At 74.7% G+C, this 21,868-nt stretch carries 22 protein-coding genes; 8 read left to right on the forward strand and 14 right to left on the reverse strand.

Features of this window, described 5'->3' with window-relative positions:
• Window positions 1-71 precede the first annotated feature (71 nt).
• Window positions 72-1,361, forward strand: coding sequence for a low temperature requirement protein A (locus B124_RS12410; protein WP_496502825.1), 1,290 nt, complete (start codon window positions 72-74; stop codon window positions 1,359-1,361).
• Here B124_RS12410 and B124_RS12415 read toward each other — a convergent pair.
• On the reverse strand, window positions 1,336-1,554 hold the full coding sequence (locus B124_RS12415) for a hypothetical protein (RefSeq protein WP_496502826.1): 219 nt from the start codon (window positions 1,552-1,554) through the stop codon (window positions 1,336-1,338). The genes B124_RS12410 and B124_RS12415 overlap by 26 nt on opposite strands.
• A gap of 134 nt (window positions 1,555-1,688) precedes the next feature.
• A complete protein-coding gene (gene murA / locus B124_RS12420; protein ID WP_496502827.1) occupies window positions 1,689-2,996 on the reverse strand; it encodes a UDP-N-acetylglucosamine 1-carboxyvinyltransferase in 1,308 nt (435 codons plus the stop codon).
• A gap of 235 nt (window positions 2,997-3,231) precedes the next feature.
• Between murA and B124_RS12425 the strand changes: the two genes are divergently transcribed.
• The 3 genes from B124_RS12425 (at window position 3,232) to B124_RS12435 (ending at window position 5,007) form a co-directional block, all read left to right on the forward strand.
• Window positions 3,232-3,588 (forward strand): GDSL-type esterase/lipase family protein, encoded by a 357-nt coding sequence (locus tag B124_RS12425; RefSeq protein ID WP_496502828.1) that lies wholly within the window; start codon window positions 3,232-3,234, stop codon window positions 3,586-3,588.
• A gap of 70 nt (window positions 3,589-3,658) precedes the next feature.
• Window positions 3,659-4,060, forward strand: coding sequence for a GNAT family N-acetyltransferase (locus B124_RS12430; RefSeq protein ID WP_496502829.1), 402 nt, complete (start codon window positions 3,659-3,661; stop codon window positions 4,058-4,060).
• A 170-nt stretch (window positions 4,061-4,230) separates the two neighbouring features.
• Window positions 4,231-5,007, forward strand: a complete 777-nt coding sequence (locus B124_RS12435) for an NPP1 family protein (protein ID WP_496502830.1) — start codon at window positions 4,231-4,233, stop codon at window positions 5,005-5,007.
• Window positions 5,008-5,026: 19 nt separating this feature from the next.
• Here B124_RS12435 and B124_RS12440 read toward each other — a convergent pair whose 3' ends face one another.
• From B124_RS12440 to B124_RS12450, 3 genes are all read right to left on the reverse strand, one after another.
• On the reverse strand, window positions 5,027-5,815 hold the full coding sequence (locus B124_RS12440; protein ID WP_496502831.1) for a hypothetical protein: 789 nt from the start codon (window positions 5,813-5,815) through the stop codon (window positions 5,027-5,029).
• 77 nt (window positions 5,816-5,892) lie between these two features.
• On the reverse strand, window positions 5,893-7,287 hold the full coding sequence (locus B124_RS12445; protein ID WP_496502832.1) for a serine/threonine-protein kinase: 1,395 nt from the start codon (window positions 7,285-7,287) through the stop codon (window positions 5,893-5,895).
• Window positions 7,274-9,481: a protein kinase domain-containing protein gene (locus tag B124_RS12450; protein WP_496502833.1), complete on the reverse strand. Its 2,208-nt coding sequence runs from the start codon at window positions 9,479-9,481 to the stop codon at window positions 7,274-7,276. The genes B124_RS12445 and B124_RS12450 overlap by 14 nt, the downstream gene beginning before the upstream one ends.
• Before the next feature lie 200 nt (window positions 9,482-9,681).
• On the opposite strand from B124_RS12450, the gene B124_RS12455 reads away from it, so the two are divergent.
• Complete coding sequence (locus B124_RS12455; RefSeq protein ID WP_496502834.1) at window positions 9,682-10,170, forward strand: glutathione peroxidase; 489 nt, start codon at window positions 9,682-9,684, stop codon at window positions 10,168-10,170.
• Window positions 10,171-10,267: 97 nt separating this feature from the next.
• On the forward strand, window positions 10,268-11,722 hold the full coding sequence (locus B124_RS12460; RefSeq protein ID WP_496502835.1) for a hypothetical protein: 1,455 nt from the start codon (window positions 10,268-10,270) through the stop codon (window positions 11,720-11,722).
• 16 nt (window positions 11,723-11,738) lie between these two features.
• Here B124_RS12460 and B124_RS12465 read toward each other — a convergent pair whose 3' ends face one another.
• Together B124_RS12465 and B124_RS12470 are read right to left on the reverse strand one after the other, a co-directional pair.
• On the reverse strand, window positions 11,739-12,026 hold the full coding sequence (locus B124_RS12465) for a hypothetical protein (RefSeq protein ID WP_496502836.1): 288 nt from the start codon (window positions 12,024-12,026) through the stop codon (window positions 11,739-11,741).
• 318 nt (window positions 12,027-12,344) lie between these two features.
• Entirely contained in the window at window positions 12,345-13,607 is a 1,263-nt protein-coding gene (locus B124_RS12470; RefSeq protein ID WP_496502837.1) for an ATP-grasp domain-containing protein, read from the reverse strand.
• 111 nt (window positions 13,608-13,718) lie between these two features.
• On the opposite strand from B124_RS12470, the gene B124_RS12475 reads away from it, so the two are divergent.
• On the forward strand, window positions 13,719-14,657 hold the full coding sequence (locus B124_RS12475; protein WP_496502838.1) for a helix-turn-helix transcriptional regulator: 939 nt from the start codon (window positions 13,719-13,721) through the stop codon (window positions 14,655-14,657).
• A gap of 9 nt (window positions 14,658-14,666) precedes the next feature.
• Here the strand turns inward: B124_RS12475 and B124_RS12480 are convergent, their stop codons facing one another.
• A complete protein-coding gene (locus B124_RS12480) occupies window positions 14,667-14,879 on the reverse strand; it encodes a hypothetical protein (RefSeq protein WP_496502839.1) in 213 nt (70 codons plus the stop codon).
• A 123-nt stretch (window positions 14,880-15,002) separates the two neighbouring features.
• On the opposite strand from B124_RS12480, the gene B124_RS12485 reads away from it, so the two are divergent.
• The gene (locus B124_RS12485; protein ID WP_496502840.1) at window positions 15,003-15,989 is read left to right on the forward strand and encodes an NACHT domain-containing protein; all 987 of its coding nucleotides are present in this window, start codon (window positions 15,003-15,005) and stop codon (window positions 15,987-15,989) included.
• A 246-nt stretch (window positions 15,990-16,235) separates the two neighbouring features.
• Here B124_RS12485 and B124_RS12490 read toward each other — a convergent pair whose 3' ends face one another.
• The 6 genes from B124_RS12490 to B124_RS12515 all read right to left on the reverse strand — a co-directional run bounded on the left by B124_RS12490 (window position 16,236) and on the right by B124_RS12515 (window position 21,828).
• The gene (locus tag B124_RS12490) at window positions 16,236-17,288 is read right to left on the reverse strand and encodes a serine hydrolase domain-containing protein (protein WP_496502841.1); all 1,053 of its coding nucleotides are present in this window, start codon (window positions 17,286-17,288) and stop codon (window positions 16,236-16,238) included.
• Window positions 17,289-17,303: 15 nt separating this feature from the next.
• Window positions 17,304-18,224 (reverse strand): DUF6895 family protein, encoded by a 921-nt coding sequence (locus B124_RS12495; protein ID WP_496502842.1) that lies wholly within the window; start codon window positions 18,222-18,224, stop codon window positions 17,304-17,306.
• A complete protein-coding gene (locus B124_RS12500) occupies window positions 18,221-19,045 on the reverse strand; it encodes a hypothetical protein (protein WP_496502843.1) in 825 nt (274 codons plus the stop codon). Before B124_RS12500 ends, B124_RS12495 begins: the two co-directional genes overlap by 4 nt.
• A 62-nt stretch (window positions 19,046-19,107) precedes the next feature.
• Window positions 19,108-19,302 (reverse strand): hypothetical protein, encoded by a 195-nt coding sequence (locus B124_RS12505; RefSeq protein ID WP_496502844.1) that lies wholly within the window; start codon window positions 19,300-19,302, stop codon window positions 19,108-19,110.
• 501 nt (window positions 19,303-19,803) lie between these two features.
• Window positions 19,804-20,892: an acyl-CoA dehydrogenase family protein gene (locus B124_RS12510; protein WP_496502845.1), complete on the reverse strand. Its 1,089-nt coding sequence runs from the start codon at window positions 20,890-20,892 to the stop codon at window positions 19,804-19,806.
• On the reverse strand, window positions 20,893-21,828 hold the full coding sequence (locus B124_RS12515) for a VOC family protein (protein WP_496502846.1): 936 nt from the start codon (window positions 21,826-21,828) through the stop codon (window positions 20,893-20,895).
• Between the last annotated feature and the right edge of the window lie 40 nt (window positions 21,829-21,868).

Below are 21,868 nucleotides of genomic sequence, written 5' to 3' on the forward strand. Positions count from 1 at the left end.
GGCGTACGGGCCGCGGGCAGCCCGCGCGAGCCCTTCGGCGGACGCCGCCTGATCAGGCATCATCTAGAGCCATGACCGACTCGGAACACACCGCGGCAGGCGGCAGGCGGGTGGCGCACGGACGGGTGCCGATGCGGGGTCGCGACCCCGAAGAGCGCGGCCGGTCCGCCACGCCGCTGGAGCTGCTGTTCGACCTGACGTTCGTGGTTGCCATCGGCACCGCCGCGTCGTTCTTCGCCGAGATGGTCGCCGCGGACCACGCCGGGAAGGCGGTCGTGGCGTTCGCGCTGGCGATGTTTGCGATCACCAACGCGTGGATCAACTACAGCTGGTTCGCGTCCGCGTTCGCCACCGACGACTGGCTCTACCGGTCGCTGACGATGGTGCAGATGATCGGGGTCGTCGTGTTCGCACTCGGCCTGCCGGCGATGTTCCACTCGGTCGAGGAGGGCGACCACCTGGAGATCCGGGCGATGGTGATCGGGTATGTCGTGATACGGATCGCGATGGTGGCGCAGTGGTGGCGCGCCGCCCGGGAGTCCCCGGAGTACCACGCCGTGGCTATGGGCAACATCCGCTGGACCGCCATCGCCCAGGCCGGCTGGCTCGTGGTGGCGTTCACCCATCTGTCGTTCGGGCCGGTGCTCGTCGCATTCGGGGTGTTCGCGGTGCTGGAGCTGCTGCTGCCGGTGCTGACCCAGGGCGGCGCGGGCGGGACACCGTGGCACCCGCACCATGTCGCCGAGCGCTACGGCCTCTTCGCGATCATCACCCTGGGCGAGGGCGTGGTGGGCACCGTCGCCACTTCGGGCGACCTCCTCGGCGGCCCGCACGGCACACAGTGGACGGCGGACGCCGTGGCCGTCGTCGTCGCCGGCGTCGGGCTGACCTTCGGCATGTGGTGGGTGTACTTCAGCACCCCCTTCGGCGCCATCCTGGTGCACCGGCGCGCCCGCGGTTACCTCTTCGGCTACGGGCACTTCCCGGTGTTCGCCGGCATCGCGGGCGCCGGCGCCGGGCTGCACGTGGCGGGGCTGTCCCTGGAGCACCACGCGGACATCGGCGAACTCGCCGTGGTGCTGTCGCTGGCGCTGCCCGTCGGCCTGTACCTGCTCGTCGTCTACGTCCTGCACACCCTGCTGCTGTCCGCCAGGGACCCCTTCCACCTGCTGCTGATCTGCCTGACGCTGGCCGTGCTTGGCGCGGCGGTACTGCTCTCCGCGGCCGGGGTGCCGGTCGCGGTGTGCCTGCTGGTGGTGATGCTCGCCCCGTTCGTCACCGTCGTCGGCTACGAGACGATCGGCCACCGGCACCAGCGGCGGATACTGGCGGACCTCAGAGCCCGCCGTTCCCCGTCGTGAGCAGGAACTTTCCCACCGCCACCAGCAGCCCGAAGAACACCGCGACGCCGATCAGCACCACGGAAAGACCGCGCGCCGCGCGCTGCGAGCGCCCCGACAGCCGCCGCGGCGAGTCGGTTGCCTGCCGGAAGCCCGCGGCCACCACCCCTGCCCCGCCCAGCAGCACGGCGGCGGCCACCCACCACCACTCCACGTCCGTCCCCTCCCGGTTCCCGTCCCGAACACCGAACACTGAACACCGGCCGCCGGCCAGCGGCCTCCGGCCGGCGATCACCGGCCACCGGACGCAGCACACCGCACGCCCGGTCCGCGCACCGCCCCGGGGCGCTACTCCTCGCGGCTGCGCAGCTCAAGGCCGAGCGCGCGGAACTGCTCGACCGGCCGGTGGTAGCCGCGCTCGATGTGGTGCACCCCGCGCAGCGTCGACCCGCCGGTGGCGACGGCCGCCGCCAGCACGGCGGAGAACCCGGCGCGGATGTCGGGCATCGTGACGTCCCCGCCGCGCAGGCCGCTGACGCCGCGCACGACGGCGGAGTGCAGCGCGCCGGTGTCGTGGTAGCGGCAGGCGGGGCCGCCCAGGCAGGTGTCGTACACCTCGATCTCGGCGCCCATGCCCTGCAGCGCGGAGACGTACGCCAGCCGGTTCTCGTACACCGTCTCGTGCAGCACCGACATCCCCTCGGCCTGCGTGAAGAGCACCATCAGCGGCGTCTGCCAGTCGGTGGCGAACCCCGGGTGGGTGTCGGTCTGCACGGCCGCGGCGCGCAGCGTCCGCGGCGCCGACGCCGTGATCCACTCGTCGGTGATCTCGAACTGGGCGCCCATCCGCGCCAGCGTGGTGATCGGCGTCACCAGCCGGTCCTGCGGGCAGCCGTGCACCCGCACCTCTCCCCCGGTGACCAGCCCGGCGACCAGATAGGAGAACGCCTCGATGCGGTCGCCGCCCAGCCGGGTGGTGGCGCCGCCGAGCGCGCCTACGCCCTCGACGACGATGCGGCGGTCCGGGTAGAGGGAGATCCGCGCGCCCATCCGCTGGAGGAACAGCGCCAGCTCGACGATCTCCGGCTCGGTCGCGGCGTTGCGGATGACGGTGCGGCCCTCGGCCCGTACGGCGGTCAGCAGCACCGTCTCGGTGGCGCCGACGCTGGGGTACGGCAGGTCGATGCGGGTGCCGCGCAGCCTCGCGGCGCGGGCGTGGATGCCGTCCTCGGCGAGTTCCACCTCGGCGCCGAAGCGGCGCAGCGCGTCCAGGTGGAAGTCCACCGGCCGGCGGCCGATGGGGTCGCCGCCGACCATCGGCACGAACGCCTCGCCGGTCAGGTGCAGCAGCGGCCCGAGCAGCAGGATCGGGATGCGGTTGAGCCCGGTGAACGCCTTGTCCACGCTGGGGTCCGCCACCGGCCCCGGCACGACGGTGACCTCGCCGTCGGTGCGCTCGACCTTCATGCCCACGTGCTCCAGCATCCGGGCGGTGATGCCGACCTCGCCGACGTCGGGCGCGTTGCGTATGGTGCTCGGCCCGGAGCCGAGCATCGCGGCCACCATGTGCTTGCTGACCGCGTTCTTCGCCCCGCGCACGGTGACGTCACCGCGCAGCGGTCCGGACGGCTCGATCTCCCACAGCTTCCCAGTCACCCGTGCAGCCTACGGCCGCGCCCCCGGGGCCTCTCCCCCGGCCCCGCACCGGCCCGGGAGGGCGCCGCCGTCCCGCACGGGTGAGGGCGCCGGCCCCGGCCGGTGCGTGGCCGATTCGCGACGCGCGCCGGCGAGGCGCTGTGGACGCCGCCGCGGGGACGTAGTGCCGTACGACGCGAGAGGCTCGTGCGCGATCCGCCGCCCGCTGGCGGCCCCGGTCACGGGGGCGGAGTCGGTGACGATCCCGGCCGGCGGCCAGATCTCCGACGTGTCGGTGGAGCAGCTGATCGCCGCGCACCGGGACCTCGTCGGGCAGGCGCGGGCCGCGGGGCTGACGGTGGCCGGCGCGACGCTGGTGCCGTTCAAGGGGGCGGGGTACTACACCGAGCGCGGCGAGGCCAAGCCCGACGCGCTCAACGAGTGGATCCGCACCTCCGGCGCGTACGACACGGTCGTGGACCTGGACCGGGTGCTCGCCGACCCCGCGGACCCGGACCGGCTGCTGCCCGCCTACGACAGCGGCGACCATCTGCACCCGAGCGACGCGGGGTACCGGGCGATTGCCGGGGCGATCGACACCGGCGCGCTCTGACACCCGAGTGACGAGGGCGTACGGTCACCGCGCGGCGCCCGGCACCGGCCGGTGACCGTACGCTCGCCCCATGACGATCACGTACGAGTGGCGCGGCGAGTTCGGCAACGCCGACGTCAACGCCCTGCACGCGGAAGGGTTCCGCCACCGGGTCCTGGAGACCGACTGGCGCGCCCGACTGGACCGCCACAGCCTCGGCTGGGTGTGCGCCCGCGGCGGCGGCTCGCTCGTCGGCTTCGTCAACGTCGCCTGGGACGGCGGCGTGCACGCCTTCCTCCTGGACACCGTCGTGGCGTCGGCGCGGCGGCGCGAGGGCATCGGTGCCGCGCTCGTCGCGGAGGCGGTGACCGGGGCCCGCGCGGCCGGGTGCGAGTGGCTGCACGTCGACTACGACGACGGGTTGCGCCCGTTCTACGTCGACGGCTGCGGCTTCCGGCCGACGCCCGCGGGTCTGGTCCGGCTGGCCGGCTGACCCGCGCGCACCGCGGCGACCACGCAACTCCCTTCAGCACGGCCACCGACTCCTCCCAAGTGCCCGGTCACATGTCGCCCATGGGCTGCTTTGCACTGTTGCCCGGCCGGTGTCCGCACCCGGAGGATGGCGGGCGTCGGGGCTCCGCGAAGCCGTCCTACGGAGGCCACATGAGGTCGAGCAGCCCGATCCGCCGCGCATCCGCCGTCCTCGGCTGTGCGTTCGCGCTCGTCGTCGCCTTACCGCACGCCGCCTCGGCGGCAGCCGCTCCGCCCCAGGCGCTGCCGGCGAACGCGGACGGCCTGGAGCAGACCTTCCAGCCCGCGTACGACTACGACACCGACGGCTGTTACCCCACCCCGGCCATCGGCCCCGACGGCACGGTCAACCCGGGGCTGGAGCCCGGCGGCGCGCTCGACGGCGACTGCCACGACGCCGCGGACCTGGACAACACCAACGGCTACTCCCGCGCGACGTGCAACAACGGCTGGTGCGCCATCGTCTACGGGCTGTACTTCGAGAAGGACCAGGCGCTGCCCGGCACCAGCCTCTTCGGGCACCGGCACGACTGGGAGCACGTCGTGGTGTGGGTGCAGAACGACCAGGCGCAATACGTCTCGACCTCCGCCCACGGCGACTTCGCCGCCTACCCCCGCGACCAGATCCGCTGGGACGGCACCCACCCGAAGGTCGTCTACCACAAGGACGGCCTCGGCACCCACGCCTTCCGCCCCGCCACCGGCAACGACGAGCCGCCGGAGAACCACCAGGGCACCTGGCAGTTCCCCGACCTGGTGGGCTGGCAGGGCTATCCCCCGGGGCTGCGCGACGTGCTCGTCACGACGGACTTCGGCAGCGCCAACTTCGGCCTGAAGGACTCCTCCTACGTCTCCCACCTGGAGAAGGCCCTGCCCCCGGGCATCCCGTTCGACCCCGGCGCGGCGTAGCCCGGGGGCCGGTGCCGGCTCACTCCCCCAGCAGCCGCAGGTGCTTCTTCTCGATCGTCGCGGTGAGCAGCAGGTCGGTGATGAGGTTGTGGTTGAGGGCGTTGCCCACGGGCGGCGGCACGTCCTTGGCCAGCATCCCCGGCACTCCGTCGCGGCTGAGCTGCTTGCGCACGCCGGCGACGATGTGTGCGGCGCGCTTCTCCGTCCAGTTGCGCGCCGGGTCCAGCCGCCTCAGTTCGTACGCGACCTGCGCCCAGGTCAGCGGCTGCGGCTGCGGGTCGCCCTGCAGATAGCGCTGGGCGAGGCAGACGAGCACGAGCAGTTGCTCGTCGTCGAGGTCGCGCTCCTCGCCGAGGGTCGACTCCTCCTGGATGGTCGGCCCCCCGGCCGTGACGCCTGGCCTTCCCGCGGAGACCCGTACCTCCAGCAGATGGTCCTGGCGGGGCGAGACGACGAACAGCGGGGTGTATCCGGCGGGCAGGAACGCCTGGTCGCCGCCGTGCACCAGGCGGGAGTCGGGGAAGCGGATCGGGCGCTTCCCGGTGTTGGTCAGCACCCAGCGCGCATACTGCCGGGTGACTATCCCCTGCCGGCGGCTGACGTGCTTGTCGCCGCCGCCGACGCAGACGTGGACTTCGGGCTCGTTGCGCCCGAAGACCAGTGTGAAGCCGGCGTCCGGGGCCACGCTCATCCCGCCGTTGGAGCCGAGCACGAACAGCGTCTCCGGCTGCGGCGGCACATCGGCGGGAGGCAGCCCGCGGCTGAGGCTGCCGACTTCTTTCGGCAGCAGAATGATCTTGCTCGCCATGGCGGTTACCCCCTTCTCCGGGTGACTGCGCCTCACCGTAACGATGCCCGCCCAGGAGGGGTCCCGAGCCCGGGAGACTAGGCGCTGGAATCGGCGGGCGGGACGGCGAAGGCGACCTCGCCGCCTCCTTCCGCGCTGTACGGGCCGGGGCCGCGCACGGCGGCCGGGATGCCGGGGCCGGGCGAACGCTGGGATATGGTCCTGCGGCCGTCGACGTGGATCTCGTAGGTCACCTCGCCGTAGTGGGACATGTCGATGCTCCAGGCGACCGAGCCGGTCTCCCGGGGGACTTCCACGGTCTTGCGCCAGGGCAGCGCGACGTCCTTGAGCGTCTCGGGCTTGCGGTTGACGGCGTACGTCAGCTCCTCGACGGGTCCGTCGCCGGTGAGGGCGAACTCGACCGCGACCGGCTCCAGCGGCTGCGGCTCGGGCTCGGGTTTCTTCGCGGGCGGGGCGGAACTCTCGTCCGCGGGGCGGGCGTTGTCCCGCGGTTCAGCCGGCGCGGTGTCCTTGCGCAGGGCGAGCAGGACGACGGCGCCGGCACCCGCCACGAGGGCTGCCGCGCCGCCGAGGAGCAGGCGGCGGCGCGGGGAGCCGGTCGGCGCAAGCGGCGGGTTGGCGGCCTGGCCGGCGCGCGCGTCGATCGCCGCGAGGACCGGCGCGGGCAGCCAGCCGGTACCCGGCGGCGGGGTGTCCGCGCCGGGGTCCGCGGCGAGCCGGGCGCCGAGCGCGGCGGGCGTGGGGCGTTCTGCGGGTTCGAGGCGGCGGCAGTCGGCGATCAGCTCACGCAGGGCGGTGTCGTCCTCGGTGCCGCCGGTGCCGCCGGTGCCGCCGGTCCCGGGCGCCGCGTCGGACTCGGTGCCGCCGCGGGCGAAAGCGTAGGCGAGCGTGGAGCCGAGCGAGTACACGTCGGTGGGCGGCCCGGCCTCGGCCCCGGCGACCTGCTCGGGCGACATGAAGCCGGGGGTGCCCGCGACCGGGGCGGGCTGCGCCGCGGCGGCGATGCCGAAGTCCACGAGCTTGGGGCCCTCCGCGGTGAGCAGCACGTTGGCGGGTTTGACGTCCCGGTGGACGACCCCGGCGCGGTGCACCGCGGCCAGCGCCTCCGCCAGCCCGGCGGCCAGCCGGCGCACGGAGTGGGCGGGCAGCGGCCCGAACCGCTCCACCGCCTCGTGCAGCGAGACGGACGGCACGAACTCCGTCGCCATCCACGGCACCCGGCCGCCGGGGTCCGCGCCGACGACCGGCGGGCTGTGCACGCCGCCCGCGGCGGCGGTGGCCGCGACCTCGCGTACGAAGTGGTCCCGCGCCTCCGGGCGGCGCGCCCGCTCGGCGTGCACGACCTTCACGGCCACCAGCCGCCCGCCGCGGGAGCGGCCGAGGTAGACGACGGCCGTGGCGCCACTGCCGAGGCGCGCCAGGATGCGGTGTCCGCCCAGGGAGCGGGGGTCATCGTGCTCAAGGGGCTCCACTCGTGCCTCCGTTCGGCCGGCGTGCGGTGGGGGGTCTGAGTGCCTGTACGTACCCGTCCGGGAGGACGGCGAACACCAGCCCGGCGGCGGCGCTGACGGCGTGGACGCCTTCGGCGCCGCCGTAGGTCCACAGGACCTCTCCGTCGGCCGGATCCAGAGCGTACAGCCGCCGGCCGCCCGTGGCGCCGTCTTCCGGACCGCTCCCCCAGACGTGGACGGCGCCGCCGGCGAGGCCGGCGAACTCCGCGTCCGGAAACGACCAGACGGGCCTGCCGTCGTCCGCGCGCAGGGCGCGCAGGCCGCGGTTCCCGCTGACGTAGAGCCTGCCGTCGCCGGCGGCGTGCACGGTGCTGGGGTACGTCAGATCGTCCTGCCAGGCGACGGCGCGGTCCCCCGGGGCGAGCGCGGCCAGGTGGAGGTAGGCGTCGCAGACGAAGACGAGCCCGCCGGCCGCGAGTACGGCGGTGGTGTCCTCGGCGCGGTGGCGCCAGCGGGGCTCGCCGCCGGCGGCGTCGAGCGCGGTGACCTCCTCGCCGTTGTCGGCCAGGACCACCCCGGAGCCGGTGGTGAGGGAGAAGGCCGTGGTCTCGGCGGACCAGCGCTGCTCGCCGCTGCCGCTGTCCAGCGCGACGACGCCGGTGCCGGCGACGTAGGTGAGCCCGCCGGCGGCGGCCACGGCGTCGATGACGCCGAACTCCTGCCCGTACGTCCAGCGTTCGTCGCCGGAGGCGGGGTCGACGGCCCGGACGCGCTGGGTCGCGGCCCCCGGGGGGCCGACGAGGTAGGCCGTGCCGTCGAACGCGGCGAACTCGCCGGCGCCGCCGTCGTCGCCGGAGCCCCAGCGGCGCCGCCAGAGCTCCTTGCCCGTGCGGGCGTCGAGAGCCTGCACGCCGCCCTCGTCGCCGCCGTAGGCGAACAGCACGCCGCCGGTGACGTGGAGGGCGACGGGGTTGTCACCGCGGTAGCGGGCCCGTACCCGCCAGCCCTCCCGGGCCTGAGGGGGCGGCGTGGACCGGGTGCCGGGGTCCTGCCGGGGGCGGCGGTCGCCGGGCGGGGAGTCGTCGAACGTGTCCAGCAGCGGGCGGGCGAGGGCCGCCGCACCGGCGACGCCGGCGGTGGTCAGGGCGACGAGCACGGCGCGGCGGCGGGTGCGGGGCGCGTCGTCGCCGGGGGCGCCGGCCGGGCCGCGGCGGCCGTCCGGCGCCGCCTGGTTCTCCTCCGCTTCCCCCGTCCCCGCGGTCGCGGCCGTCTCGGCGAAGGGGTCCGCGGTCACCTCCCCGGGCCGTATCGCCCCGGCCGCACCCGGCTGCGGCCACGGCGCGCGGGCGGTGCGGGCGTCGATCTCCTCCGCGAGCGCGGCGGGCAGCCACCGCGTGCCGTGCACGCTCACCGCGGGCTCCCCCAGCAGGTCGAGCAGTGCCGCGGCGGCCGGCCGGCGGCGCGGCTCCGCGCGCAGGCAGGCCGCGACGACGGTCCGCAGCCGGCGGTCCGTCACTCCAGCGAGGTCGGCCTGCCCGCGCTGGATCCGCTGCAGGGTGCCGATCCGGTCGCCCGCGTCGAACGGTGCCCTGCCCGCCGTCGCGTACGCGAGCACCGACCCCAGGGCGAACACGTCGGCCGGCGGCCCGGCGCGCCCGCCGGCGGCCTGCTCCGGCGACATGAACCCGGGTGTGCCGATCAGCGCGCCGTCGTGGGTGAGGGTCGCGGAGTCCTCGGGACGGGCGATGCCGAAGTCGATGACGCGCGGGCCGCCGGGGGTGAGCATGATGTTGCCGGGCTTGAAGTCGCGGTGCACGAGACCGGCGCGGTGGATCCCGGCCAGCGCCTCCGCGAGTGCCGCGGCGAGCAGGCGCACCGCGGCGGCGGGCAGCGCGCCGAACCTCCCGACGGCCTCTTCGAGCGAGAGTCCCGGCAGGTACGCGGTCGCCAGCCACGGCGGCTCCGCGTCCGGGTCGGCGTCGACGAGCGGCGCGGTGTACGCGCCGGCGACCGTGCGGGCGGCGGCGACCTCGCGGCGGAAGCGGGCGCGGTAGCGGGTGTCGCCGACGAGCCCGGGGCGTACGACCTTGACCGCGACGAGCGTCCCGGCGGGCGAGCGGCCGAGGTAGACGACGCCCATCCCGCCGGCGCCGAGGCGGTCGAGCACGCGGTATCCGCCGATCTCCCGCTGATCCCCGCGCTCCAGGTCCGCCAACGCGCCTCGCCCCCTCCGCGTCCGGACCGCCCGCCGGGTGCCGTGTGCCATCTGCTGTCGCCGTGCCGTGCCGTGCCGATCAGCCGAAGCGTAGGGCCACCGGGTGCCCTCCCGTTCCCCCGCAGATGGCAGACTTGCGGCGGGTACGGGTGATGCCGTACCCGAGGCGATGACCGAACGCGGAGAGGACCTGCCTGCCCATGAGCGTCTACGACATCGAGCTGCGCACTCTGGCCGGCGAACCCTTCTCGCTGGGGCAATTCCGGGGCACCGCGGTGCTCGCCGTCAACGTGGCGTCGAAGTGCGGGCTGACGCCCCAGTACGCGGGCCTGGAGAAGCTGCACGAGCAGTACGCGGCCCAGGGGTTCACGGTCGCCGGCTTCCCGTGCAACCAGTTCGGCGGCCAGGAGCCGGGCACGGCCGAGGAGATCGCGACGTTCTGCTCGGCGACGTACGGCGTGACCTTCCCGATGTTCGAGAAGCTGGAGGTCAACGGCCCGGACCGGCACCCGCTCTACCGGGAGCTGGTGCAGACGCCGGACGCTGGCGGGACGGCCGGCGACGTGCAGTGGAACTTCGAGAAGTTCCTGCTGGACACCTCGGGCAAGCCGGTCGCCCGGTTCCGCCCGCAGACCGCGCCGGACGACGCCGCGCTGATCGCCGCCGTCGAGTCCGTCCTGCCGCGCTGAGGGCCCGCCCCCGCGCGGGCGGCGGACGCCAACGAACGTGCAACGATTGCCCGTTCGAGGCGCTGGCGGCCGTCCGCGCGCTGCGACAGTGGCGCACATGACCCGTCGCGCCACGCTCCCCGCGCTCGTCCTGTGCCCCCTGCTCGCCCTGACCGCCTGCGGTGACGAGGGCGCGAGCGGGGGTCCTTCGCCGTCGGCGGGCGGTGCGTCGGACCGCGGCGTGCCCGCGCCCCCGGCCGAGAGCCGGGCCCCGGAGCCGGGCGAGGGCTCGCAGGACCCCGACGACATCAACGGCGACGGGCACCGCGACCTCCTCGTACCGGTGTTCCTCGGCGACGACCCGCAGACCGCCGAGGAGCGCACCGCGGTCGTCTTCGGCTCGGCCGACGGCCTGGACCCGGCGACCCGCACCGTCTACGGACGCCGCGACCTCGGCCTGCCGCCCCCGTCCGCCGGCGTCTCCGGGCCCGATGTCCTCCGCGCGGCCTCCCTGACCACCGCCGACCTGGACGACGACGGCTTCCCCGACTTCGTCACGACCGCCACCGAGGGCGCGAAGCGGCAGGAAGACCAGGCGGCGAAGCCGGAGAAGGTCTACGTGAGCTTCGGCGGCCCCGAGCATCCGCTGCCCGGGCCCGAGGCGGTCGCGGTGCGGCTGCCGGGCGTGACCGGTGTGGCCTTCGGTTCGCCGGTGCGCGGGGACTTCGACGCCGACGGCCACCACGACCTGGTCCTGCAGGAGCAGACCACGTCGCAACTGGTGGTGGCGTACGGGCCCTTCTCCCGGGCGGGCGAGCCGGCGCGCATCGACACGAACCTGCCGCTGGAGGAGAGCAGCAGCCTCCTCGTGGACGCGATCGACCCCACCGGCAAGCCGCGGGCGACCTCGCTGCTGCTGACCGGTCTCAGCGACGGCGAGCAGGCCGCCAACACGTTCTATCCGGCCCGCAAGGGCACCGGCCTGACCGGCGAGGGCCGCGAGCTGCGCCTCGGCAACGCCCACGCCTTCGGGGACTTCGACGGCGACGGGTGGCGCGACGTCGCCGTGGGGGACGACGGCGGGCGCAACGACGAGCCCGGCTACGAGACCGAGAAGCCGGAGGTCGACGGCAAGGCCACGGTCTACCCCGGCAACGGCCTGGAAGCCGAACTCCTCACCCTGCCCGAGCCGCCCGACGGCGAGGCCACCGACTACGGCCCCGGCGGCTTCACCGCCGCCGACCCGGACGGCGACGGCCGCGACGCCCTGCTCGTCTCCACGTACGAGGACGCCACCCTCCTCGACGGCGACACCCGCACCTCCGTCCTGCGCGAGGGCCCGGCACGTACCGCGGACGGCAAGAAGACGCCCGCAAAGGACCGCAACGCCCGCCCCGCGGGGGCCGCGGACTTCGACGGCGACGGCAAGGACGAGCTGATCCTCAACTGGGCGCCCGACCCGCTCTTCGCGCTGTACGGCGAGCAGCCCTCGTACTGGTGGATCACCGAGGGCGCCTCGGCGCGGGACGCGGTGACTTTCGCGACGACGGAGTTCGCGCCCCGCCGCTCCTGACGCCGGCCGCCCTTCCTCAGCCGGCCGGGGCGCGGCGGCGCGGCAGGCAGAGCCGGGCGGACAGCACGCCGGCAACGGCGACCAGGGTCCACAGCGCCCAGGGGCCGACGGCGTACGCCGCGCCGCCGAGGAGCGGCCCCGCGCCGGTGCCGACGGTGTACGCGGCGCCGTGCAGGCCCTGGTAGCGGCCGGTCATGCCGGGCGGGGTCAGGCTGCCGAGGCAGGCGTACGCGACGGAGCTGGTGATCATCTCCCCGCACGTCCACACCACCACTGTCGCCGCCAGCAGGGCCATGTCGGTCATCAGCAGGAAGCGCAGCAGGGTGCGGTCGGCGAGCGCCTGCCGGTATCCGGCGGCCCGTTCGCCCCGCCGCTCCCCCCTCCTCCCGCGGTCCGGGCGCGTCGCGCAGCAGCGCCGCCACGACCACGCCGAACAGCAGGCACGCGGCGGCGGCGGAGTGGCCGCGCTCGGTGAGGTAGAGCACGATGAACACGGGCAGGAAGTTGCCGACCCGGTTGACCAGGATGCCGAGGCTGACGATCCACACCCGGCCGGGCAGGCCGCGCAGCGCGTCGCGGAACCGCTGCTCGGCGGCGTCCGGCCGGCCCGGCGGGGCCGCGGTCACGTCGCGGGCTCGGTACGTATCCTGACCGCCGCGGCGAGGCGGCGGGCGTGGGCGGCGGCCTCGGCGGCGGTGGCGCCGCGGGTGAGGACGTGGCCGGCCTTGTCCTCGTTCCAGGTCAGCGGGGACACCACGGCGCCGGGGCGCACCCCGAGCCGGAATTCGACGCAGGCGGGGTCCGCGCGCACCTCGTCGGCGCCGGTCACCTCCGCCACGCGGCCGGGCTCGGGCGTGAGGAACCGTACGGCCGCACCGCCGCGCGGCTCGGGTGCGGCGGTCAGGGGCGCCAGGACGCCGAGCCCGGCGGCGAGCGCGTACCGCTCCATGTCGACGCCGTAGGCGATCTCGGTCAGCTCGTTGATGCGGTCGCCGCCGACGCGGTTGTGGGACTCGACGATCCGCGGGCCGCGGGAGGTCAGCTTGACCTCGGTGTGCCCGGGGCCGTTGCGCAGCCCGACCGCGTCGAGGAAGTCCGTCACCAGCCGCGTGGCCCCGCGCAGCGTGCCGGCCGGCACCGCGCTGGGCTGCGTGTGGCCGACCTCCACGAAGCCGGCGCCGCCGGTCTCCTTGTCGGTCACCGCGACCACCACGTGCCGGCCGTCGAAGCTCAGGGTCTCCACGCTGATCTCCGGGCCGTCGAGGTACTCCTCCATCAGGAACTCCTCGAACCGGCCGCCGTCGGACAGGTCCCGTGCCGTCCACGCGCCGTCGAGTGCCCGGAACCGTTCGGCGACGGCGGCCACGCCGGCCCGGTCCCGTACCTGGAACACGCCCAGGCTGCCGGACTCGCGGACCGGCTTGACGATGACCGGCAGCCCGTGCGCGTCGGCGAACTCCCGGACGTCCGCCGCCGACCGGCCGACCGCGGCGGCCACCGGGCTGATGCCGCGCTCGGCCAGGCGCCGGCGCATCCGCCCCTTGTCGAGCAGGAGTTCCACCGTCTCGACGGACTCGCCGCCCAGGCCGAGCGCCTCGTTGATCCGCGCCGCGGGCAGCAGCCCCAGCTCGAACAGCGACACCGCCGCCCGCAGCGGATACGCCGCGTGCAGCGCCCGCACCAGCGGCAGGAGGCGGTCGGTGTCCCCGTAGTCGAGGAGCAGCGCCTGGTCGACGTGCGGCCAGTGGCCGCGGTCGTACGCGTCGGGGTACTGGACGTGCGCCACGTCCAGCCCGAGCGCCCGGGCCTTGCGCACGAGCGCGGGCCTGCCGCCGACGACGAGCACGCGCGGGCGTGCCGCGGCCGAAGCCTGCGGGACGTTCATGATCGGTTCCCTCTTCCGTGCGGTGATCCGTGCGGTGGGTGTCCCGACACGCTACGACCGGTTCCGGACAATCCACTTCCGGAATCGGAAACGGCCGCCTACCCTGCCCGGGTGCCGACCGACCTCAGCCCCACCGCACGTGCCCTGCGCACGATGGAGTTCCTCCAGTCCCGCCCCGGCGCGACGGCCGGCGAACTCGCCGAAGCCCTGGGCGTCTCCGAGCGGGCGGCGCGCCGCTACGTCGGGATCCTCCGCGAGGCGGGCGTCCCGGTGGAATCGACCCGCGGCCCGTACGGCGGCTACCGGCTGGGGCGCGGCGCGCGGCTGCCGCCGGTGGTCTTCACCGAGGCCGAGGCGCTGGCGCTGGTCATGGCGGCGCTCGACGACGCGGACGAACTGGTGGGCAAGGCGCTGAACAAGGTGATCCGGGTGCTGCCGGAGAGCGTCGGCCGGCAGGCGGCGACGCTGCGCGACCACGCCTCGGCCGCCCCCGACCCCGACTCGGCCCGCCCCGACCCAGCCACCACCGGCGCGCTGGTCGCGGCGTGCGCGGAGCGGCGGAGCGTGCGGGTGACGTACCGCAGCGAGTCGGGGCGGGAGTCGGAGGGACTGGTCGACCCGTGGGCGGTGGTCGTACGCCACGGGCGCTGGTATCTGCTGTGCCGCTCCCACCGCGCGGACGCGATCCGCACGTACCGCGTCGACCGCATCGGCGCGGTCCACCGGACGGCCCGCGCCTTCACCCCGCCGGCCGGCCTCGACCCGGTCGCGGTCCTGGAGGAGAACCTCGGCACGGGCTGGGAGTACCCCACCCGCGTGGTGTTCGACGCCCCGCTGCCGGAAGTCGCGCGGTGGGTGCGGCCCCCGATGGGCCGCCTGACGCCGTTGGGCGACGGCTGCGTGCTCGTCGGCAGCACCAGCACCCCGACGATGTACGCGCGGGACTGGCTGGCGCGGATGCCCTTCGCCTTCCGCGTCGAGGACGGCCCGGAACTCCGCGCGGCCGTCGCGGCGCTAGGGGCACGGCTGACGGCGGCGTCGGAGCCGTAGCGGAAGCGGTCACGTCAGCACGCGGGCGGCGAGGGCGAGCAGCGCGGTCGCCACGGTGAGGGCCGTACCGAAGGCGGCCCCGGCACGCAGCAGGGCGGCGGGAGCCGAGGCGCCGTCCCAGCGCGCCAGCAGCCCGGTGACGACGGCGGCCAGGAGAGCAGCCAGACCTGCGGCGAGCAGGGCGAGGGCGAGGATCGTCAGGGTGGTCGGCGATGCGGACATGGGTGTGGTCCCTTCAGGACGGAGCGTGCATCCGGGGACCGAAAATGGCCGGAGGGACGTACACCGGCGTTCGGGGCGTACGAAGATGAACGCGGGCGTACGTGCCGTAGGGAGGGACAGAGCGTGCGGGCGAACGGCGGGGAGCAGCACGAGGCGCTGGCGGAACTGGCGCGCCGGTTACGTGTCTTGCGCGCCAAGCGGGGGCTGACGATGGGCGGGCTGGAGCGGCGTGCCGGGCTGGGCCACACGACGGTCAGCCGGGCGCTGAACGGCTCCGGGGTGCCGAGCGAGACCACGGTGGTGGAGCTGGCGCGGGCGCTGGGCGCGGACGCGGACGAGCTGCTGGAGTTACGCGCCAGGGCGCTGCCGCACGCCCCACGGACGGCTCCGGCAACCCGCTCGGGCGGCAAAGCGGCGGGATTCGAGGAGCGCTACCGCCGGTACGTGTCCGAACGGCACGGCATGCTCTCGGTGATCGGGCTGGACCTGTCGCGGCCAGACCGGGCCCGTTGGCCGCTGGACGCCGCCTACCTCAGCCTCGAACTGGCCACCCCCGTGCACGCCGCCGTCACCGACGGCGGCGCCATGACGGCCGGCCCGGGCCACCGGACAGAAGTGCGGGTGGAGCGGGCTGAGCAGGCGCTGGCGGGGCTGCGGCGGGTGCTGGTCCGGGGCCTGGCCGGGTGCGGCAAGACGGCGCTGCTGCAGTGGCTGGCGGTGTCCACCGCCGGTGGCACGCTGCCGGGCCGGCTGGACCAGCTCAGCGGGGGCGTACCCTTCTGGCTGCCGCTGCGCACGCTGGTACGCCGGGGCGAACTGCCGGCCCCGGAGGAGTACTTGGCCGCAGTTCGCTGCCCGCTCGCGGCGTCGCAGCCGTCCGGCTGGGCGGACGGGCTGCTGTGGGCGGGGCGTGCGGTGCTGCTGATCGACGGCCTGGACGAGGTCCCCCAGGCCGGCGCGAGGCCCGCCAATGGCTGGACGACCTGCTGGCCGTCTACCCCCGGGCCGCGTACGTCGTCACCACGCGGCCGTCCGCGGTGCAGCTTGACGCAAACCTGTCTCTGCTCGAACTTCTGTCACCATATCCGCAGATCCGCCAGTTCCCACTGATCCCGCAGAGCGCCGTTGGTGATCTATCTCTGGTGTGCGCCAAAATGCCTGAACTTACATCCCTCCTCATCTACTGCCCCTCCGACCACCGAACGGTTGACCTCACACCTCTTCGGGACATGCAGCGCCTGACTTCCATCCGGATTCACAAGGCCACCACCGTCACAGGCATCGAGCACTTCCCCGAAGCACCATCACCCGCACCCCCCGCCCCCGCACCCCCTGACCCCGCCGCCGCCCGCAGCGTCACTTCGTCTCTCCCAACGCCAGCCCCCGCAGCAGCATGTACGCCGACTGGATGAACCGCCCCCGCAGCGTCGCCCCCGAGTTCGTCAGCGCCGCCACGCACACCTCCCGTTCCGGGCTCAGGCCCACGAACGCCGTGCAGCCGCGGGTGCCGCCGGTGTGGAAATACAGCGTCGCCCCCGCGAGGGTGCGTACGCTCCACGCCAGGCCCGACTTCTCCTCGTTCTGCTCCGGCAGTTCGCGGATCCGTACGACCTCCGCCAGCGGATCCCGCAGTGCCCCGGGGACGTCGGAGTCCGCCGGGTCCAGGTGGGCCCGCAGGAAGCGGATCAGGTCGCGGGCGCTGGCGCGCACCGCGCCGGCGCCGGGGAGCGCCGGGATGGACCAGGGCGGGCGGCGGCGGCCGTGCCAGTAGCCGACGGCGTAGGCGGGGTCCGGGGTATCCGGGGCGTCCGGGGACGCGGTGCCGGTGTCGGTGAGTTCCAGGGGGTCGAGCACACGCTCGCGCAGCATCGACCCGTAGTCGGTGCCGGCGCCGTCGGCCAGCAGCCGGCCGAGCAGCCCGACGCCGAGGTTGGAGTACCGCGTGAGGGTGCCGGGCGGGTAGTGCACGACGGCGCGGCCGAGGGCGGGCAGCAGCATGTCGGGGGTGAACGAGCGGTACGGGTTGGCGAACCAGGACGTCAGGCTCCTGACCATCAGCCCGGGTGGGAGCCGGGGCAGGCCGGAGGTGTGGGTCGCCAGGTGCTCGTAGGTGATGGCCCGGCCGTGGCCGCGCGGGAGGGCCGCGTAGGGGAGGCGTTCGGCGATCCGGCCCGTCAGGCTCACCTCGCCGCGCGCGACCGTGTCGGCGAGGAGCAGCGCGGTGAAGGTCTTGGTCACCGAGCCGACCTCGAAGCGCGTGCGGTCGGTGACCGAGGCGGTGCCCGCGCGGTCGATGCCGCCGCGGCACAGCGTGCGGTACGTGCCGGTCGCGGACACCGCGATGGCCACCGCCGCGCGCCGTTCCGCGGTGGCGGCCACCGCCTTGAGGGGCTCGTCGCGGAGGTTCACGTCGCCGCCGCCCGGCTAGGCGCCCAGGCGCGTCAGGACGAGGGTCGAGGCGATCGTGGCGACCCCGGCGGTGTGGTAGTGGTCCTGGAAGTTCCGGCTCTCGTCGTCGGTGGCGGTACGGCCGTCGCGCGGGAGCAGCCCGTCCTCGTGCTGCGCCGCGGCCAGCCGCCGCCAGGCGGCCGGATCGCAGGCCGGCTCGGGCAGGCAGGCGTCGACGACGAGGAGTTCGGCGACGAGGTCCCACTCCTCGATCTCCAGCCACACGTCCGTCCACACCGGCAGCCAGGTGGCCAGGTAGTCGCGGAGGCGGGGCGGCAGGGCGTGCGGTTGGGCGCCCCAGTCGGTGAGGTGGAAGACGGTGTGCGTCATGCGGTAGGCCGTCATCCAGTCCATCGCCCACGGGTCGGGGGTGGCTCCGAGCCAGGTGGCCGCGGTGCGCGCGGGCCAGTCGGTCCGGTCCTCGACCCCGATCGCCCGGGTCGCGTTGGCCACCGCCATGCGGCGGTTGGGTGCGTGCTTGTACTCGCGGAATGACGTGAGGGTGGTCAGGTGGGCCAGCAGCGCCTGCAGCGGCTCGTGGCGGTAGCCGGCGCGGTGGAAGTGGACGTACGTCTCCAGGGGGTCGGTCATGGCCGGGAACCGCAACTGCCGCTCGTAGAGCAGGTCGCCGCCGCGGAGCTGGTCCCAGGCGAAGTCGAGCAGTTCGCCGGCGGCGTCGCACTCGGCGGCGGGGAACACGGCGTCGCGCAGCACCAGGGACGCGGTCAGCGCCAGCTCGGCCAGGGGCTTGTAGACGCTGTCGGGCTCGGCCAGTTCGGCTGTCGCACCGTCGGCGAACCTGCCGTACGCGCGGTTGCGGTGCAGCCAGCCCAGCGCCCGGGTGCCCGTGCGGAAGGCGGTGGTACGCACCGGCTCCGCCGGTGTGGGGGCGCTCATCGCGGGTCTCCCGGCGTAGCGGCGAGAAGTCTTCGGGCGATGGCGAGGTCGAGCGCGGTACGGGCGTTGGACGCGCCCCACAGGCGCAGGTGGTCCAGCACCGTGGGCACGTCGAGGGCGGGCGAGGCGCCGCGGCTTCGGGCCAGCGCGAGCCAGCGTACGAGCCGGGCCGCGGTGGGGTAGTCGCGGCGCATCACCGAGCGGGCGGCGCCCCGGCTGAGCTCCCGGACGTGCTGACAGGCCCGCTGCTGGTAGGGCCCGTCCACGTCCGGAAGCGCCAGCGGGGCGAGCCGCGCCATGCGCAGCGACCGCTCCTGCCACGGCAGTCCGGTGTCTTCCGTGTCCTCGTCGATCCCGGTGATCCCCGCGATCCCGTCGATCCCGTCGATCCCGTCGATCCCGTCGATCCCGTCGATCCCGTCGATCCCGGCCGCCTCGGCGATCCGGTCGTGCTCGGCGTCTTCACCGGCGTACGGCATTGCTGCCGGCGTCTGTGCCGCGCCGCGGGCGAGCAGCGCGGCGGTGGTGCGGTCCCGCCAGCGGGCCTCGGTGCTGTCCCCCGGGCGGGGCGGGAAGACCCGCGGGGCCGAGCCGAGTGTCTCCCTGTCGGGCTGCGGCAGCGGCTGGCGGCGGAAGAGCGCGGGCGCGAAGACGTCGGGACCCAGCACCCGCACGGCCGCCAGCGCGGCGGTGTCTGCCGGCCGGTCCGACTCGGACACGGCCGGCAGCGGAACCCGGGTGCCCCGAAGGGCACCCAGGACGCGCCCGGCCAGTTGCTCCACCGCTTGGGCGTAGTCGGCCCGCAGTGCGGCATTCGGCATCGGGCGCTCACCTTCCGCTGTCGATTACGGACGTTGTTCTCCGGACGGGGGTCCGGAGACCGTTACGAGGAGCGCGGCTCCTTCGGGAGCTTCGGGGACAGGAGCAGGCCGAGCAGAAGGGCCCCGGCGCCCTGCGGGGAGTAGACGGGTGCGTCGCTGAACGGGGCTTCCGGCTCGTCGACCAGCGCTGTGAGCGCAGCCCTCTCGGCCACTCCGGCCCGGACGGGGCAAAGCACCGGGGTCGTCTGTACGGACATCTTGCCTCCAAGAGTCTTCCCCTCGCGGAGTGCGAAGGGAGTGGAGTGAGTACGCCGCGCAGGGACAAGCGCGACGGGTGCAGCCGGTGGTGGCCCATCCGGCTCACTGCACCAACGTCGGTGTTCCCACCCCGCCCGCCACTTAGATCCCACAAGCATGGACATCACACGATGGGTGTTCGCGGGAGCGCTGAGGTTTAGCCGGGCTTCAGCAGGCCGGACAGGCTGCCTGCGGCAGCTCGCTCGACGCCGCCGGCCGGACCGTCCCGGTAAGCGCCGCTGGCGGCGGGGTCGTCATGCCCGGATCCCCGCAATCACCACGAACACCGCCGCAGACGCCCGCGCGGCCCCGTGCACCGGCGCACGACAGGCTCACCCGACGGCGCACGCACACCACGGAACAGACACACCCCACGCGTCCCGGCGGCCTTCACACGCGTGGTCGCGGCGGTGGAACGCCCGTCGCCCGCACCGGGCAGGGGGGCGGGAGCCGGCCGGTGTTCAGACGGGCAGTCCCAGGTGACCGGCCACCTGGTCCCAGTGGTGGTCCGCGTCGCCGAAGGCCAGCGCCCACGCCGCCATCTGGCCGGAGAACACATGCAGATCGTGCTCGTGTGTGAAGCCGATCGCGCCGTGCACCTGGTGGCCCGTGTCGCAGACCCGCCGGCAGGCTTCGCTCACCCACGCCTTGGCCATCGACACCTCCGCCGCGGCGTCCAGGCCGGCCGACAGCCGCCAGATCGCCTCGTACGCCATGAAGCGCGAACTCATCACGTCGATGGCCATGTTCGCGCAGTGGTGCTGGACCGCCTGGAAGCCGCCGATCGGCCGGCCGAACTGCTCGCGCTCCGCGGCGTACTCGACCGTCATGTCCAGCACCCGCTGGGCCGCGCCGACCATCGCGGCGCAGGTGGCGGCGGCGCCGTACGCGTCGATCGCCTCCGCGACGGGGCGGCCGGCGGTCAGGGCGCGGTCGCGGGGTACGGTCACGCCGTCGAAGCGGACCCGGTGCGGCCGGTCGGCGCCGATGGCGTCGAGCGGCTCGCGCACGACGCCGGGCGACGCGGCGTCCACCAGCAGCGCCGGCCCCTCGGCGGGCACGACGAGCAGATCTTCCGCGGCGTGCGCGTACGGCACGAACAGGGCCGTGCCGTCCAGCACGAACCCGTCGTCCCGCTCGACCGCGGCGATCTCGCCGCCGGTGCCGTCCCAGCGGCCCGGCACGGCGCTCATGATCCGGCCGCGGACGATCGCGGCGAGCCACCGCGCCTGCTGCGCCTCGGTCCCGAAGCGGGCGAGGGGCAGCGCGCAGCACACCACCGTGGACAGGAGCGGGCTCGGCACCTGGAAGTGCCCCATCTCCTCCACGACCAGGCACAGTTCCAGGAAGCCGGCGCCGGCGCCGCCGTGGGCCTCCGGCAGCGCAAGACCGGTCCAGCCGAGTTCGGCCATCTCCTTCCACAGCGCGGCGGAGTAGCCGGCGGGCTCTTCCGCCATCGCCCGGGCCCCGGCGCTCGCGCTCCGCGACGCCAGGAGCCCCCGGGCGGTGGACTTGATCAGCTCCTGGTCCTCGGTGAGTGTCAGGTCCATTCAGTCCCCCGGCGGTATCTTGTCGGACCGCACCCACACGCCGGGCCGCTCCTCCCAGAAGAGCTGCACGAGCACGCCTCCGGTGTGCTTCGGGTGGATGAAAGTGTCGCGCCAGGCGGCACCGTCGGTGCTGCCCTCGTTCTCGCCGAACGTCGGCACGCCGTGGTGCGCACAGGCCGCCAGCGCCCGGTCCCAGTCGGCGACCTCGAACGTCACGTGATGCGCGGCGGCGCCGTTCTTGTCCCAGAACCGCTCGATGAACGAGTCCTCGCCGCGCGGCATGATGACCTCCCAGCAGATCGTCGATCCGGGGATGTTCAGCACGAGGTCCGCCATGTCCGGGTGCTCGTCCTCGGGCGTCCGCCAGACCTGCACGAAGCCGGCGAGCCGCGCGTACCACCGGGCCAGCTCGTCGCGGTCGGGGAACGCCTGGCACACGTGGTCGAGTGCGACGATCCCGAGCGAGGGTGCGTCCGGTACGTCGGCCGTCACCGGCACGGCCGGCCCGTCGCCGCACAGGGTGAGGTCGCCCGGCCCGCGCAGCCGGAACAGCACGCCAGGACCGCGCGGGGGCGGCGAGAGCGACGCCTCCAGCCAGCCCCCGGCCCCGCCGTCCACCGCCTTGACGCCGAGAGCCTCCAGCTCGGCCCGTACGGCGGCGATGTCCGGCACCTCGGCGGCGACGTGGTGGAGCCCCGGCCGGCCGCCCTGGCCGTCGAGGAACTCCTGGATCGCGGAGCTCTCCCCCGCCGGTGCCAGCACCTCCCAGGTGTGCCCAGGGTTCCCGGGCAGCGCCAGGCGTACGCCGCGGCATCCCTCGGCGGGGTTGTCCCAGCTCCGCGTGCGCCGGAACCCGAACAGGCCCTCCAGCAGCGCCACCTGCGGCTCCAGTTCCGGCGCGACCTGTCCGATGTGGTCGATCCGGTAAATCCGCACAGATCCTCCTCGTTCGCTTCGGCTGTGGCTCAACTGGGTT

Source organism: Streptomyces sp. CNP082 (assembly GCF_059570535.1).